Below are 15,226 nucleotides of genomic sequence, written 5' to 3'. Positions count from 1 at the left end.
CTTCCTCCCGCGTCCCGATCAGGCCAATACGCTTTGCATCGGATCGGCGTCTGCCGAATCGATCGAGTGCGACCCGTTATGCGCCGACCCATGGTCGGAATGTCCGTTATCCTTTGCTTCGTGGTTCTTGTGCCCGTTTTTCTGGTGGCCAGGCGGTTCGTGATCGGGCGACTGGGGCCCGGGATCCGGCGCCAACATGTCATCGCCGAGAAATACCACCGCTTCACTGACGAGCGCGTCGGGATCCTCGCTTCCAAGATAGGGTTCATCCTTGATCAGTTCGGCCTGGAAAAGGACTTCGTCCGAATAGACGTCACCGCCGGCATAGATCGTCCCGCCAGTATCGACATCGACGATCCCGGCATAGTTGAGCAGGGCGTTCGAGCCCGTCGAGATGGTCCAATCCGCATCCGGAAGCGCCGTCAGCGCGTTCATTGCCAGCGTCACCTGGTCGCTGTCGCCGAGGATGTTGGTCTGCGAAATGTAGTTGAGACTGAGCAGATCGCCGGAAATATAGAGCACACGCAGGCCCAGCAGTCCGGCAAATGCGGCGTCGTGCATGAAGTCCTTCGACGAAGGGTCCTTGCCTTCCGCAAGGTCTTGCAAGGCCGAGAGATATCCTTCCGACATCGGGTTCACGGCGCTGGCGCCACCGGCCTCGACGATATTGGCATAGTTCCACAACAGGTTTCCGCCGGTCGAAACGGATCCGTTTCCACTCATCTGGAATCCGCCGACGGCGCCGATAAAATCGTTGTCGAGCAGGATGTTCGTCTGGTGGATGATGTTGGCGTCGAAGACGTTTCCGCCGACGAATATCAGGTCGTAGCGGAACCCCAGTTCAAGCAGCGACACCTGATTGGCGGAGGTGTTGTCGCCGGCGATGATCGAAAGCTTGGAGCCGGAGGCCGCCAGGATAGCGGTGTCGTTGTCGGACATGAACGTGAACTGCTGGAGCCAGTTCACCATCATCAGGTCGCCCTTGACCTCGGTGATCGCCCATGCCTTTGGGAAAACACCCGACTCGTTATGTGTCGTTTCCGTGGAAGCGACGTGCTTGAATGACGCGATGTTGAGCGCTTCGGTCGCCTTGTCCGCCGCCAGACTGCCGCCGCAAAGCGCGGAGCTTACCAGATCGCTGTCGTAGTAGGCATTGGTCTGGACGATGGCGTTGAGCTGAACATGGTCGCCGGCAACGGCGAGGACGTTCGACTGCAGCCAATTGTTTGTGATGACAACCTCGTTCACCAGCGTATTGCTGCCGGCCTCCAGCTCTACCGAGGCCGAGATCGCAACCTCCCCTTCGCCATGCGCAACGGCACCACTCGCCTCCTTCGGGCCCTCCGTCAGTTCAGGTTCCGGCGTTTCCTCGGTTTCGTCCTGGTTCGGCAGATGGTCCTTGAGAACGGGCGCGGTCTCCACCAGATCGCCGTTGACATAAACGCCTTCAAGCGTTGCTGCCTTCGCGACGAATGTGCTGGCGGCCAGCCCGCCCACCTGGCTTTCATCGCCGGCAGAGTAGGCATCGAGCGTCGCGGCGGTGGTCGTCACCAGGCTGGCGACGGTTTCGGCAGAGCCTGCGGGATCCTCGAGGCCTAGCGGCGAAATCTGCAGCGAGCCTTCGATGAGTTCCGCCATGACCGCACTGCTATCGATGTGCAGGACGGATTTCAGGCCGTGTCCGCCCATGTTGACATAGTCGTTGTCCGAGAGCTCGGCGGTCTGCTGACTGTAGACCACGACCGAACCCGGGGGATTGATGTGCGGGGTGCTGAAATAGGTCGACTTGAACGACGAGTTCTGCACGGCGCCATCGGCTTCCGGACGACCGTACGTCCCTTCAGAGTGTGGGTACTGCGGGAAAGGCAAGCCGGCATAGCCGTATGGAACGGGCGTATAAATGTCCGTATCGAGCGGCCGGTAGGGAACGTCGGGATTGAAGTCGTCGAGATCGTACGGCGCCTGCACTTTGACCGGGGCGGTTTCAAGGTCCTTCGGGTCCTTGTGAATCTCTCGGTTGGGGTCGAACTTCTCGTGCGCTTCGCGTAGGCGGGCGTCCTCGATCGAGAGTTGGAAGAGACCTATGAAATGGGCGATGGTTTCGGTGATTTTTGCGGAATACAAGGTCAGGGCCTCCTTTTGGTAGCGGGTAGTGCCCCTAAGCGCATCGGGTCATGACGGGCTGCGCGGGAGACCCGCGCAGCCCGGTTCGAAGCCGATTGCGAATGATCGCAACCGGCCGCGTCGCTTACAATCAAGCGTTGTCGTCGTGACCGATTACGTCGGCATGGTAGTCGCCACCGACGACTGTCATGTCGATCGTGTTGCCCTGCAGGTTCGCGCCGAGCACGATCTGCTGGTTGAAGGCGTTGGTGTCGATCACGGCATCTGCCGTCGCCTGGGAGAGCCCCTCGACCACAGAGTCGCCGCCATTGAAGGAGCCCCAAGTGCCGGCATTGCCACCTGCACCACCGTCGCCATTCGTGGCAAAGCCGCCGTTGCCGCCGGCACCACCGTCTCCGCCCCAGGCGTCGCCGCCATAGGCAGCACCGCCTTCACCGCCACTGGCCCACGAGCCCGTGAGAGCAAGACCGCCGAGGCCATGGCCACCGGCCGCCGCGCCACCGGTTCCGTCACCGCCATAGGCATCACCCGTGGCTCCACCGTTGGCGCTGGCACCGCCGCCGGCACCGCCGTCACCGCCGTAGCCAACGCCTGCGCCGTAGCCGCCACCAGCCCCGAGGCCTGCGCCGAAAGCATTGCCGCCGTCGCCGGCATCGCCCGATTCGCCACCGTCAGCGCTGCCGGTCCTGCCGAGTGCAACACTGTTGCCATCGCCGCCGTCGCCGCCGTCGCCGCCGTCTCCAGCGAAGTTCAGAATCGGCAGGATGAAGCCGCCAGCGTCGCCGCCGTCACCAGCATCACCGCCGTCACCGCCGTCACCATCCCCACTTTGGACGTTGCCAGACTGACCGCCGGCGCCGGCTGTGTTGTCGCCACCATCACCGCCGCCTGCTGCGCCGACACCGAGGCCAAGACCGAGGCCAAGACCTACGCCGAGACCAGCAGCACCCTGACCACCGGCACCACCTGTGGCGGCACCACCGTTCGCGTCACCGCTTGTGCCATCGGCGCCGACGCCAACGCTGGCTGCAATACCACCAAGGCCGTGCCCGCCAGTTGCGTCGCCGTCGTTGTCGGAATCACCGCCCTCACCCTTACCGCCGGCGGCAAAGCCGCCGACCGTGTGACCGCCGTCACCACCGGCGCCACCATCGGCATAAGCTTTGCTTCCGCCCTCGCCACCGTCTGCTCCGGACTGGATGCCGTCACCCGACTTGGCGATACCACCCCAGGCGCTGCCGTTCTGGTTCAGCGTTCCGCTGTTGTGGATGTTTTCAGCCTTGTCGTCGTCCGACATGATGGCGTTTTGGCTGAAGACATTGGCAACGTTGTTGTTGCCGTTGAGCGAGTCATTCAAGATGTCCTTGAAGCTCGTGCTGGCCATACCGTCGATCTTGGAATGGTCGATGTCGTTGAAGTCGTCGTCCGACGGCTTGTAGCCGTCGAGGTCGATGTCCACATCCACGTCGACTTTGGTCTTACTGTCGACGTCAACGTCGGTCTTGTTTTCGTTGAAGTTGGCGTTCAGGTTGCCGTTGGCGTTCAGGTTGCCGTTACCGTTCAGGTTGGCGTTGCCGTTACCGTTCAGGTTGCCGTTGCCGTTCAGGTTGCCGTTGCCGTTGCCGTTCAGGTTGCCGTTACCGTTCAGGTTGCCATTGTAGGATTCGCTGTATTGCGACTGATCCTGACCCTGGCCTTGGCCCTGGTCTTGACCCTGATCCTGGCCTTGTCCCTGGCCCTGACCTTGTCCCTGGCCTTGGAGCTGGGCCTGGAGCTCAGCTTGCAGTTGCCCTTGACCCTGGCCTTGACCCTGGTCCTGGTCCTGGCTTTGATCCTGGCTCGGGTCCCATGGGAACAGAATATTCTTGTCCTTGCTCATGACGATCACCTCAAGTTGAGGCCGCCATAGCCGAACCGCATTCTTCTCTTACGCGGATTTGGGCCATTGGCGGGCTGCGGTTGGATTTGATGAAAGTTTGGATCCTCCGAGGCGCTTGCGCGCCTATATGCTCTAATATGCAATCAATTTAATATTGGGCTGACTCTCCCTTTACTTGGTGGAGAGCAGCGGTTTCAGGTTCTGAAAAGGGCATTCTCCAATTCGCTGCAGTACTAGCCCTCAAAGGCCTGAACACGTCCTGCTCGCCGATTACGGAGGCAAGTCTGTCGCAAACAGACATGCGTTGTAAGCTGCCACTTCGGGCTAGCCTTGCCGGGGTAGCATTGACTTAGCCGCCGGTCCGCCCAATGTAGTACCTATTAGAAATTGCTTTTAAACGGATTCCTTGCACAAAGCTCAACGGCACCGAATGCGTGCGCCGCATAGCCGTATTGGGAGAATGTACTGACGACGGGAATGCGCTATTCTGAAACACTATTGTTCTTGAACAGAAGCTCGGCAGGTGCCCATGGCGAGATTTCACGACATCCTTCTCCTGATCGGACAGCTAAACTACACTTGGACCAACACGGAAAGCCTGCTCATCTATCTGATCGCCGGTCTTGCGCGCGTGGACAAGGAAACCGCGATCATCATCTTCCTGACGCTGAACACGACGCGGGCTCGGATCGAGCTGGTCGAGCGATTGGCCAAAACAAACAAGACACCTCTGAACCAACGGCAGGAAATCCTCGCGCTGACCCAGCAGCTGGGCCGGCAAGCGAAGCTTCGCAACAAATACAGCCACTGCATCTATTCCTTCGACGAGACCGGAGACCAGGCAAGCACCCAGCTGATGGCGATCTTCGACAGCAAGGACACGATCAAATACGGCAAGATCGAGCAGATCAACGATGCGGAGATTTTGCGGATCAACGAAGTCATCGAGCAGTTGCAGGTGGTCAACAGGGAAATCTGGTCGATCGTCGAGCGCTATTCCTTCCCCCGGTGAGGCGGGCAACCCGCAGGGGCGGCTGCCTGTCCGCCCACCCGGCAGTTGTTGTCCACCCTTAATTCAACCGCATTGTCCCGGCATCGCGTCCCCAACGGCGAAGCGGAGGCGGTACTGATGGCTCGAATGGCGGACGATAGGCGTTTCACGAGCCGGGAAGCGCGTATCGACGCTGCGGCGCACCGCCTGCTCGATCGGCTGCCGGCGGCCGGCCTCCTCGGCGGCCTGACGGAGTTCCTGGTATTCGGCATCAAGCAGGCCTTCGCCTGCCTTTTCGGCGGCGCCATGCTCGCCCTGATGCTCGCGACAAAATTGTTCTGGCCGGAGGACATGGGCTTTGCCCGCTATGATTTCCTTTTCGTCGCGGCCCTTGTCATCCAGATTTCGTTGCTCGTCTTCAAGCTTGAGACCGTCGCCGAAGCCAAGGTCATTCTGATCTTCCACATCGTCGGCACGGTGATGGAGATCTTCAAGACGTCGGTCGGGTCCTGGATCTACCCGGAGCCAAGCATCTTCCGCATCGGCGGCGTTCCGCTATTCTCGGGCTTCATGTATGCCGCCGTCGGCTCCTATCTCGCCCGCGTGACCCGTATCCTCGACATGCGCTACAGCAACTATCCGCCGCTTTGGGCGACGATGCTGCTCGCCTTGGCGATCTATGCCAATTTCTTTACGCACCACTTCGTCATCGACCTGCGCTACGCGCTGTTTGCGATCACGGCGGTCCTGTTTCTGCGCACGACAGTGCACTATCGCGTCTTCCGGTTTCGGCACCGCATGCCGTTGCTTCTCGGCTTTCTACTCGTCGCCCTGTTCATTTGGTTTGCCGAGAACATCGGCACCTGGTCACGCGCCTGGATCTATCCCTCGCAGCACAACGGCTGGACCCCGGTCTCGCTCCAGAAGCTCGGCGCCTGGTACCTGCTGATGATCCTGTCTTTCGTGCTGGTCACGCTCGTCCATCGCCCGCGAAACTACGCGCCGGCAGCCGGAAACGTATCGACTACGAACATCGAAGCACAGACGACGACGGACATCACTGCAGATGCGGGAAGTCCCGCGGCGTCCAGGTGAACACACCGCAAGAGTTGCAAAACACGCCTCCGTGGAAAACGATACCGAATCAATTGCTATCGCAACGGAGAGACACATGCGGCGTTTCTTTCTCGGCCTGCTGGCGCTCGGGGTTCTCGCAGTCGTCTCTCTCATTGTCCTGCCGAGCTTTGTTTCCAGCGACTGGATGCGCGCCGAGCTCAGCCGTCAGCTCTCGAGCGCGACGGGCAGTTCGATCGCGCTGAAGGGTCCCGTCCGGCTCTCCGTCATCCCCCATCTGGCTGTTGTGGCCGAGGATGTTTCGCTCGATGCGCAAAGCGATGGCGTGACGGCAGAGATTGGCGAAGTCGCAGGCTCCGTGACGCTCTCCTCGCTGTGGTCGAACCGCCTGCACGTCAAGGAGGTCAGGCTCACCCGGCCGGTCGTGGTGATACGGCAGAAACCGGAGAACGCATCGACGGTGGAAGACGGCGGGGGCGGCAATGGCGAGGCCAAGCAGAACGACCCGCTCGCAGCCCTGGTCGCCTTCCTCGAACGAAGCGCCATCGATACGATTTCGATCACCGGGGGCACGCTGAGACAAGAGAACGCCGCCGGGACAGCTGACGTTGTCAGCGATCTCGACCTTACACTCCAGGCCCCTGACATCGACGGCGAGCTTTCGCTTTCGGCCGGTGCTCGGCTTGAAGACCGGCGCTACCAGGTCGCTCTCTCCGTCTCCCCGCTTCGCCCTCTCCTTGAGCGCAAGCCCGCTGACCTCAGCCTCTCGGTGGAAGCCGACCCCCTGCTTGCGCCGGGCCTGACCGAGCTCAAGGCCAGCGGGCAGGTGGCGCTCAACAGCAACGGCAGCTACCAGATCCGCGGCGGCAAGCTGCTAGCGGGGGACGAAGAGCTCAGCCTCGATGCGCTGTTCATTCCCGGTGACCGGCCGCGGTTCCTGGCCGACCTCAGTGCCGATCAGCTGGATTTCAGCGCGTTTGTCGGAACCAGCGCCTCGGGGTCGTCACAACCGGCAGGGCAATCGGAAAGGCAGTCGGCCTCGGCCGGCTTGCAGGCACTCGCCGGCTTCGATGCCGATGTCAGCGTCACTGTGGGCGCCATTACCGTCAACGATATTTCCGCCTCCGATGCGGCATTGACGGCAACGCTGAAGGATGGGCTGCTCAGGACCCGGCTTGAACATCTCGGCATAGACGCCGGCGGCATTTCGGCCGAAATCACCGCCGACGTCCGCAAGAGCGAGCCGACGTTCAAGGGACGCGTCGCAAGCAAAGGGCTCGACATCTCCAAGCTCGCGAGCCTCGCCGGCCAATCGGTTTCACTGTCGGGAACGCTTGCGATGGATACCGGGTTTGCGTTCCGCGGGCTCGGCGGAGATGCGTTCCGAAAGACCGTCAACCTGAGCGGCACTGCGAGCCTGCGCGACGCCACCTTCGTAGCACCCGGTGTCACCGACCCATCGATGGGCGAAGTGACGATCAAGAAGCTGGCGGTCCAGATCGACGATCTTACCAAGCCCGTGCTCCTATCCGGCAACCTGGTCTGGCGCGGGAAAGCAGCCGATATCGATTTGCGACTACCGGTCCGCGAACTGCTCTCGGGTTCGAGTGAGCTGCCCCTGACACTCGATCTGCGCATGCCAGAAGCGACACTCTCCCTTGACGGCAAGGCGGCGCTCGCGGGCAGCTATGCCGGCAAGGTGAACTTCGCGGCCACGGATCTGCGCGCGCTTCTTGCCTGGTTCGGCCAGGGCGGCGGCGACAGCGTCGAGCAATTCGCCTTCAAGGGCGATGTCAACGCAAGCCCCACCGGCGTTGCGTTTCAAAAAGCCACCTTGTCCGTCAACGGGGTCGAAGGAACCGGCAACGGTTCCGTAGAGCTGGGCACGCCCCTCAAGATATCCAGCGCGCTCCATTTCGCCGAACTCGACCTCGCGCGGCTTGCCGGTGCACGCCCCGCACCGTCGCAAGCGAAGGGCAAAGCAGGCAGCCCCACCCCCGACGCGCCGCTGGACCTGTCGTCGCTTCGAACGATCGATGCATCCATCAAGGTCGACGCGGAGAAGCTCGGCTATGGCCGCGTCTTTGCCGGACCGGTAGCAACCACCCTGGTGATCTCCCAGGGTGTGGCCAGCCTCGACCTTCCCGAAAGCCCGTTCTATGGCGGGCGGATGGCCGCAAACCTTAGAGCTGACGGCACGGGAGAGGACGCTTCGATCGCCCTGAAGGCCTCGATCGCCGGCGCTTCGGCCGCCCCGCTGCTGATCGACCTTGCAAATTTCAAGTATCTCGAAGGCGCATTGCAAGCCCAGTTCGACATCACCGGCGCAGGCGCTACGGCCGGCGCGCTCAAGCGCGCGCTTCAGGGGTCGGCGAATGTCCGCTTTTTCGACGGCGCCATCCGCGGCATCGACGTCGCCGATGTCTACAACAACCTTGTCGGCCTGATGTCGTCGGGCTTCAAGCAGAACGAAAACAAGGCGACCGGCTTCACCGAGCTTGGGGCATCCTTTGCCATCGAAAACGGCGTCGCGCGCACCGAAGATATCAAACTCATCGGCCCGCTGGTGCGTATGAGCGGCAGCGGTGAGGCAAACCTTCCAAACGACCAGCTGAACTTCCGCCTGGATCCACGCGTCGTCGCCTCACTCGAAGGCCAGGGCGCCGCTATCGCGACCGAAGGCATCGGCGTGCCTGTGATGATCGAGGGTTCCTTTGCTGCCCCGCGCATCTATCCCGATCTCTCAGGCCTGCTGAAGAACCCGGACGCCGCACTCTCGGCGCTGCAGAAGCTGGGCTTGCCGACCGGGAAGCTGAAGCTCGACGAGCTGCTCTCCGGCGAAGGAAAGGCCGGATCGATCCGCGACATCATTGGTGGCGCTATCGGCAAGCCAGCGAAAGACGGAGGCGATCAACTCTCCATCGAAGAGATCATCGGTGGCAAGGCGACAGAAGGCAGCGAGACGCCACCCGCGCCACCGGCTGAAGAACAACCCGTGACGCCGGACGTTGCCACCGAGCAACCGGCACCGGAGGGGCAGCAGCCCGACCAGCAACCGGCTGCTGAAACGGAGCAGCCTGCGGAGGAAAGCGGCACCCTGGGAAAACTGTTCAACCAGCTTCTGCAGAAGCCGGCGCGTGAATAGCCTTCCATCGCCGATCCGGCTGCCGTGTGGTCGCCGGCACTGGCGGCATCACCCCAGAAGTTCGTATCTGCGGAGGATTTCCGCGATCTGGTCGTCCTGCTCTGCGTTCGGAAGCAGGGCCGGCTGGCGGCTGGCGCCGACGGAGGCGTCCTGCAGGAAGAGCGCGCGCTTGACCATGGCCGGGGCGAAACCCAGCGCGTAGAGGTCGGTGCGAAAAGCGGTAAAGATCGCCTGCTGCTTTTCGGCTTCGCCGATCTCGCCTGCATTGAACGCCTTCAGGATGCCGGCAAGCACATGCGGCATGGCGTTGCCGAGGCCCGAAATGCAGCCGGCCGCACCGTTCAGCAGTGCCCAAAGCACGAGGTGGTCTGGGCCGGAATAGACCTCGAAACTTTCGACCTCCCTAGCAACCTGCAGATAGGCCTCCAGCGTCTCCTTTGCGCCGCCGGAATCCTTGATGCCGGCAATGTTGCCGTGGCCGGCAAGCGTGCGCGCGGTGTCGGGTTCGATGTGGTTCTGCGTGCGGGCCGGGATGTCGTAGAGGTAGACGGGTGTCTTCACGGCGTCGGCAACGGTCGAGAAGTGGCGGACAAGGCCATCCTGCGTACAGGCGATGAAGAACGGTGTGATGACAGCGATCCCATCGACGCCGATACGGTCGAATTCGCGGGCAAGCTTCACCGTCTCGAAGGTCGCCGGCATGCCGGCATTGACAATCACCTTGACCCGGCCGCCGACCTCATCGACCACCTCTTCCGTCAGGCGCACCTTCTCCTCGAAGGTCAGCGCGGTGAAGTCCCCATTGGTACCGGCGCACATGATGTTGTTGCCCGCCGCCACCTGGCGGCGGACCTGGGCGCGCGTGGCCTGGTAGTTGATGGTCTCGTCCTCGTTGAAGCAGGTCACGAGGGCGACGAAGGCTTGCTTGGTCATGCGGGCATTCCTTTGAATGGGCGCGTCTCAAGACGCGCGCTGAAGACGGGCGGCGCGATGAGCGGCCTGGACGTCGGGATCGGGGTCGAGGCCTGCGGCGAGTAGCGCGCGCGTATAGTCTTGCCGCGGCGTATCAAACACCTCGCGCACCGTGCCGAGCTCGACGATGTTGCCTTTCTGCATGACCATGACGTGGTCGGCAAAGTCGCGCACGACTGGCAGGTCATGGGCGATGAAGATGAAGGCGATGCCCATTTCCTTGCGCAGCCTGTCGAGCAACGCGATCACCTGGGCCTGAACCGAGACGTCGAGTGCCGAGACCGCCTCGTCGCAGATGATGAGCTGCGGCTCGAGCGCAAGTGCGCGGGCGATTGCGATGCGTTGGCGCTGGCCGCCGGAGAACTGATGCGGGTAGCGACCCATGTGTTCCGGACCGAGACCGACCTGCACCAGAAGTTCAGCCACGCGCTCGCGCCATTTCGCCTTGGGCAGGATATCCGGATGGATGACCCAGGCCTCGGAGATGAGCTGATAGACCGTCATGCGCGGATTGAGCGATTGCGTAGGGTCCTGGAACACCATCTGCAGGTCGCGGCGCAGCTTATAGAGTTCGGCGGGCGACATGGTGAATAGGTCGCGGCCCTTCCACAAGGCACTACCGCTATCCGGTTCGTCGAGGCGCAGCAGGATACGCGCCAGCGTCGACTTGCCCGAGCCGCTCTCGCCGACGACGGCCATGGTCTCGCCGGGCATGAGATCGAAGGACAAGCCCTTCAACGCCTCGAAGGAGCCGTAGCGCTTGCGCACGTCACGGACCGAGAGAACAGGCTCGGCGCGAGCCGCAGGTGCGTGCATCTCGCCCTTGCCGGGGGCGGCGGCAATGAGCTTTTTCGTATAGGGATGCTGCGGGTTCTTGTAAACCTCGCTCACCGTGCCGGCCTCGACCAGGACGCCTTTCTCCATCACGACGACGCGGTCGGCGATCTCGGCGACGACACCGAGATCATGGGTGATGATGAGAACCGCCATTCCGGTCTCCTGCTGCAATTCCTCGAGCAAAGCGAGCACCTCGGCCTGCACCGTGACGTCGAGCGCCGTCGTGGGCTCATCGGCAATCAGGAGGTCCGGGCGGAGCGCTAGCGCCATGGCGATCATGACGCGCTGACGCTGGCCGCCCGAGAATTCGTGCGGATACTTGTCCAGTGAGCGCTCGGGGTCGGGGATGCCGACTCGCGTCAGAAGTCGCAACGCCTCAGACGCAGCCTTGGCAGCATCGGTTCCGTGGGTGGTGAGCGCCTCGCGGATCTGCCAGCCGACCGTATAGACCGGATTGAGGTGGCTCAGCGGATCTTGGAAGATCATGGCGATTCGACGCCCGTTGACCTTGCGCCTTTCATGCGCCGGCATCGTCAGCAGGTCGGCACCGTCGAGCAGGATTTCTCCGGAGCTGATGCGTCCCGGCGGCATGTCGATCAGGTTCATGATCGCCGAGGAGGAGACCGACTTTCCGGACCCGCTCTCACCGAGGATCGCTAGGGTCTCGCCACGGTCGAGGTGGTAGGAAATGTTGCGGACCGCCTTCACCACGCCGACTGCGGTGTGGAACTCGACCGAAAGGTCGCGGACTTCCAGGAGATGGTCAGCCATTCTTGCGACCTTTCATTTCGAGGCGCCAGCGCTGCACCGGATCGAGCGCGATGCGCAGCCAGTTCGACAGGAGGTTCAGCGACATGGTGGTGAGGATGATCGCAAGCCCGGGCCAGAAGGAAAGCCACCAAGCGTTGGTGAGGTATTGGCGGCCCTGAGAGATCATCAGCCCCCAGGTGATTTCCGGCGGCTGGATGCCGATACCGAGGAATGAGAGCGCACTTTCCGCCAGCATCACATAGGCGAAATCCAGCGTGGCAAGCGTCGTCAGTGTCGGCAGCACCACCGGCAGGATGTGGCGGAAGAGGATGCGCTTGCTGGATGCGCCCATCACGCGCGCCGCCTGCACGAACATGCGCTCGCGGATTTCCAGCACTTCGGCGCGCGTCGTCCTCAAGTAGACCGGGATGCGCGTGATCGCCAGCACCAGCATCAGGTTGAGGATCGACGAGCCGAGAATATAGAGCACGATGACGGCGATCAGCAGCGACGGGAAGGACATGATGACGTCCGCGAGCCGCATGATGACCTGATTGACGCGCGGCGAGGCAAAGCCGGCGACAAGGCCGAGGAAGGTGCCGACGGTTGCCGAAAGCGCGACGGCACCTGCGGCCACCATCAGCGTGTTCTGGGTGGCAACGATCATGCGGGCAAGCAACGGTCGCCCGAGAGCATCGGCCCCCATCCACCAGACCCATCCGCGCTCCCAGTCGAAAGGCACGGCGTTGCGCCCTCTGAGGTTCTGCTTGGTCGCGAGATCGCCGAGCCAGCTCGGCCCCACGATCGCCAGGATCAGCACGAAAATCAGGAAGATCGCAGCGCATAGCGCGAACTTGTCGGCAAGCAGCATGCGGAACATGCGCATCGCGAAGCGCGGTTCTTCGGCAATGACGGTATCGGCAGTCTGGAGGGTCATGGTCGCCTCCTCAGTGTCGAATTCGCGGATCGAGCAGCGCATAGGCGAGGTCGATGAGCAGGTTCATGAGGAAGATCGCCAGAGCCGTGACGAGGATGGCGGCAAGCACGACGTTGAAATCGCGCTGCAAAATGGAATCGATCATCAACTTGCCGACCCCCGGAAATCCGAAGATGGTCTCGACGATCACTGCGCCATTCAGAAGGCTCGCCGCCTGGTCGCCGATGACGGTGATGACCGGCAGCATGGCATTGCGCAGTGCATGCACAAAGATGATCGGCCCGGATTTGACGCCCTTGGCGCGCGCCGTCTTCACATAGGCCGAGGACAGTGCCCCGATCATAGAGCCGCGCACTACCTGCACGATGATGCCGAAAGGCCGGATGAACAGAACCGAGATCGGCAGGATCCAATGAAGCAGAGACCCCGTGCCCGAAGTCGGCAGCCAGGCGAGGTTTACCGAAAACACGACGATCGCGACGATGGCGATCCAGAAATCGGGAACGGAAGCGCCGACCAGCGAGATCAGCGAAGATAGCCGGTCGAAAAAACCGCCGGCGCGGAAGGCGGCAAGCGAGCCGACGACGATCGCAGCACCGGCGACGAGCGTCATGGTGATGACGGCAAGCCAGAGCGTCCATGTGAAGGCCTCGAGCACGACCTCCAGAGCGGGGCGGGCCTTGCGCAGGGATTCGCCAAAATCGCCGGTCACGACGTCGCCGACGTAACGCGCGAATTGCATCAGCATGGGATCGTTCAGGCCATGCAGTTCGCGGAACTGCGCCTTCATCTCCGCGGAGGCTTCGACCGGCAGGAACAAGGCGGCCGGATCACCCGTCAACCGCGACAGGAAGAAGACCATGACGAGCAGCCCGACGAGCGAGATCAGACTGGCCACGGCGCGTTTTCGAACGAATTTCAGCATGGCGCCCTCGAAGGAATCCGGCGGCGGGATCATCCCACCGCCTTGATTTCTGTTGTGACTGGCGAACCGATCGTCCGCCAGGGCAGATTACTTGATCTTGATCTCCGAGAGTTGCAGCGTCCCGTTGGTCGCCATCGTCGGCTTGAAATCAAGCCGCTCGGAAACGCGCGAGAAACCGACCATGTGGAAGAGCAGGACGTCGGCGACGACATCGTCATGCACATAGGCGATCAGTTCGGACCAGAGCTTGGCACGTTCCTCGCCGACGGCAGCCGATGCACGCTTTATCAAGTCGTCAACCTTCGGATCGGAAAAGCCGGACTGCGTACCGTCGGTCGCATACTTGAAGAACATCGAGAATGACGGATCGCCCTTGGAATTGTCGTGCATGGCAGCGACGATCTGCGGACCGCGGCCTTCCTTGAAGGGCTTCGAATAGTACTGTTCGTGCTCGGCAACCTCGACGAATTTCAGCTCGACCTTGAAGCCCGCTTCCTGAAGCTGTGCCTGAATGGCTTCCATGATCTCGGTCACGTTCGGGAAGTTTGCTGAACGGGCGATGATGGTGATAGGCGTATCGACCTTCACGCCATCGGCCTTGGCTTCCTCGAGCAGCTTCTTCGCGCCTTCCGGGTCATAGGGGAAGACCTTTACGTCAGGGTTCCAGCCAAGCGTCGGCGGCGGCACGATTGCGGTCGCGAGCAGTGCGCTTTCGGGAACCAGGGTGCCGAGGAAGGCCTGGCGGTCGATGGCGATGTTGAGCGCGCGGCGAACGCGAACGTCGTTCAATGGCTCGATGTTGTGATCGATGCGCAGGTAGACGGTTTCACTGTCGAGGTAGGAGAAGTCCGTGGCCGGATTGGTGGCGTCGAGTTGCGAGATCGACGGCGAGAGATCGGCCTCGCCGGTCTGCACCATGGCGGCGCGCACCGATGGGTCGGCGCGGAACAGATATGTGGCTTCCGTGACCTCGGGTTTCGTGCCCCAATAGTCGTCGCGGCTCGTCAGCACGATCTGCTGCCCCGGCGTCCAGTTGGTGAGCTTGTAGGGACCGGTACCGACCGGCTCGCGGATGAACTCAAGCGGCGTTTCTTCGGGCACGATCGTGACGAGAGACATCAAGAGCGGCAGGATCGGCTGGACCGGATCGGCGCTGAAGTCGATCGTGTAATCGTCGACCACAGTGGGGGTCACCGTAATGCCGCCGAAATAGCGACGCGACTCGCAGGTGTTCTTGTCGCTCATGATACGGTCAAAGCTGTGCTTGACATCCTTGGCGTCGAAGGTCGTGCCATCCGAGAACTTGACGCCCTGACGCAGGTGAAAGCGCCAGCTGCCGTCTTCATTCTGTTCCCATTTTTCGGCAAGCCGCGGCATGACGCCCTTGTCGCCGCGAACATCGAGTTCGGTCAGTGTTTCGCTGACGTTCTGCATGATGACGCGACCGATGTTCGAACGCGTCGCCATGCAGGGCTCGAGCAGGTCCGCTTCCTCGGCCAGCACGATCTTGATCGGGCCGGACCCGGCAAAGGCGGGCGAAAGAGCGGAGCTCAGCATGAGCGCACTCAAGACAAACAGTTTCTTCACGGCAT

Annotated in this window: 10 protein-coding genes; 3 read left to right on the top strand and 7 right to left on the bottom strand. The window is 62.0% G+C overall.

Annotation, left to right across the window (positions count from 1 at the left end):
* Nucleotides 1-18: 18 nt before the first annotated feature.
* Both ASE60_RS30500 and ASE60_RS30495 read right to left on the bottom strand, forming a co-directional pair.
* The gene (locus ASE60_RS30500; RefSeq protein WP_200964217.1) at nt 19-2,124 is read right to left on the bottom strand and encodes a type I secretion protein; all 2,106 of its coding nucleotides are present in this window, start codon (nt 2,122-2,124) and stop codon (nt 19-21) included.
* A 130-nt stretch (nt 2,125-2,254) separates the two neighbouring features.
* Nucleotides 2,255-4,003, bottom strand: coding sequence for a hypothetical protein (locus ASE60_RS30495; protein WP_057255335.1), 1,749 nt, complete (start codon nt 4,001-4,003; stop codon nt 2,255-2,257).
* Between the two features lie 529 nt (nt 4,004-4,532).
* On the opposite strand from ASE60_RS30495, the gene ASE60_RS30490 reads away from it, so the two are divergent.
* The 3 genes from ASE60_RS30490 to ASE60_RS30480 all read left to right on the top strand — a co-directional run bounded on the left by ASE60_RS30490 (nt 4,533) and on the right by ASE60_RS30480 (nt 9,213).
* Complete coding sequence (locus ASE60_RS30490; protein ID WP_057255334.1) at nt 4,533-5,015, top strand: hypothetical protein; 483 nt, start codon at nt 4,533-4,535, stop codon at nt 5,013-5,015.
* Nucleotides 5,016-5,141: 126 nt separating this feature from the next.
* Nucleotides 5,142-6,089 (top strand): DUF817 domain-containing protein, encoded by a 948-nt coding sequence (locus tag ASE60_RS30485; protein WP_082616242.1) that lies wholly within the window; start codon nt 5,142-5,144, stop codon nt 6,087-6,089.
* A gap of 76 nt (nt 6,090-6,165) precedes the next feature.
* On the top strand, nt 6,166-9,213 hold the full coding sequence (locus ASE60_RS30480) for an AsmA family protein (RefSeq protein WP_057255333.1): 3,048 nt from the start codon (nt 6,166-6,168) through the stop codon (nt 9,211-9,213).
* Between the two features lie 48 nt (nt 9,214-9,261).
* Here ASE60_RS30480 and ASE60_RS30475 read toward each other — a convergent pair whose 3' ends face one another.
* The 5 genes from ASE60_RS30475 to ASE60_RS30455 all read right to left on the bottom strand — a co-directional run bounded on the left by ASE60_RS30475 (nt 9,262) and on the right by ASE60_RS30455 (nt 15,221).
* Nucleotides 9,262-10,146 carry a dihydrodipicolinate synthase family protein gene (locus ASE60_RS30475; RefSeq protein ID WP_057255332.1) on the bottom strand — a complete coding sequence of 295 codons (885 nt, stop codon included), beginning with the start codon at nt 10,144-10,146 and terminating at the stop codon, nt 9,262-9,264.
* A 27-nt stretch (nt 10,147-10,173) separates the two neighbouring features.
* Nucleotides 10,174-11,793, bottom strand: a complete 1,620-nt coding sequence (locus tag ASE60_RS30470; protein WP_057255331.1) for an ABC transporter ATP-binding protein — start codon at nt 11,791-11,793, stop codon at nt 10,174-10,176.
* Nucleotides 11,786-12,709 carry an ABC transporter permease gene (locus tag ASE60_RS30465; RefSeq protein WP_057255548.1) on the bottom strand — a complete coding sequence of 308 codons (924 nt, stop codon included), beginning with the start codon at nt 12,707-12,709 and terminating at the stop codon, nt 11,786-11,788. The genes ASE60_RS30470 and ASE60_RS30465 overlap by 8 nt, the downstream gene beginning before the upstream one ends.
* A 10-nt stretch (nt 12,710-12,719) precedes the next feature.
* On the bottom strand, nt 12,720-13,634 hold the full coding sequence (locus ASE60_RS30460; RefSeq protein WP_057255547.1) for an ABC transporter permease: 915 nt from the start codon (nt 13,632-13,634) through the stop codon (nt 12,720-12,722).
* Nucleotides 13,635-13,721: 87 nt separating this feature from the next.
* A complete protein-coding gene (locus ASE60_RS30455) occupies nt 13,722-15,221 on the bottom strand; it encodes an ABC transporter substrate-binding protein (RefSeq protein WP_057255330.1) in 1,500 nt (499 codons plus the stop codon).
* Between the last annotated feature and the right edge of the window lie 5 nt (nt 15,222-15,226).

Source organism: Ensifer sp. Root278 (genome assembly GCF_001429285.1).
Lineage (GTDB): Bacteria > Pseudomonadota > Alphaproteobacteria > Rhizobiales > Rhizobiaceae > Ensifer.
The sequence above is the reverse complement of the archived record's forward strand: the minus strand, read 5'-3'. Positions and strand labels throughout refer to the sequence as shown.

Bases quoted from the DNA above. Each gene is read 5' to 3' on its own strand.
- ASE60_RS30485 (WP_082616242.1), top strand. From the start codon at position 5,142: ATGGCGGACGATAGGCGTTTCACGAGCCGGGAAGCGCGTATCGACGCT.
- ASE60_RS30465 (WP_057255548.1), bottom strand. From the start codon at position 12,709: ATGACCCTCCAGACTGCCGATACCGTCATTGCCGAAGAACCGCGCTTC.
- ASE60_RS30470 (WP_057255331.1), bottom strand. From the start codon at position 11,793: ATGGCTGACCATCTCCTGGAAGTCCGCGACCTTTCGGTCGAGTTCCAC.
- ASE60_RS30495 (WP_057255335.1), bottom strand. From the start codon at position 4,003: ATGAGCAAGGACAAGAATATTCTGTTCCCATGGGACCCGAGCCAGGAT.
- ASE60_RS30480 (WP_057255333.1), top strand. From the start codon at position 6,166: ATGCGGCGTTTCTTTCTCGGCCTGCTGGCGCTCGGGGTTCTCGCAGTC.
- ASE60_RS30475 (WP_057255332.1), bottom strand. From the start codon at position 10,146: ATGACCAAGCAAGCCTTCGTCGCCCTCGTGACCTGCTTCAACGAGGAC.
- ASE60_RS30490 (WP_057255334.1), top strand. From the start codon at position 4,533: ATGGCGAGATTTCACGACATCCTTCTCCTGATCGGACAGCTAAACTAC.
- ASE60_RS30460 (WP_057255547.1), bottom strand. From the start codon at position 13,634: ATGCTGAAATTCGTTCGAAAACGCGCCGTGGCCAGTCTGATCTCGCTC.